This is a genomic window from Microtetraspora sp. AC03309 (assembly GCF_020826795.1).
Taxonomy (GTDB): Bacteria; Actinomycetota; Actinomycetes; order Streptosporangiales; family Streptosporangiaceae; genus Microtetraspora; species Microtetraspora glauca.
Map to the genome: position 1 here is coordinate 1 of NZ_JADDIL010000581.1, position 409 is coordinate 409.

Genomic DNA, 409 nt, shown 5'->3' on the forward strand with positions numbered 1-409 from the left:
GTGCTGCGCTGCTGGCCTTCTCGGGTTTGAATGTCCGGGACCGCACGGCCCGCCGCGGCGAAGAACAACTCGGGCAGACTCGGGGTGCCTGCCAACTGATCGAGCCAGATCTGGTCTTCGTCCAGGGCGAGCTGATTCATCACCTTCAGCCACCGCAATCCACCCACCGGATCCTCGTCGAGCAACCTGACGTAAGGCGCGATCAGGGCCTCGACCACGTCACAGACGCCAATATCGTGCTCCGACTGAGCTACCCGGACGAGCTCGTCGACCACAGCCGCGAACACCGTGGGCGCGCGCCGCTGCGCCACCGCCACGACCAGATCCCGTTTCACCGGGAAGTGGTAGGCCACGGCGCGGCTTGCGACGCCGGCCTCACGGGCCACCGCCCGAGCCGCCACCGCACCGA

Annotated in this window: 1 protein-coding gene; it reads right to left on the reverse strand. The window is 67.7% G+C overall.

The features are described 5' to 3' along the window. The coding region (locus IMZ11_RS44455) for a TetR family transcriptional regulator (RefSeq protein WP_228649806.1) at positions 1–409 on the reverse strand (409 nt) is incomplete at both ends.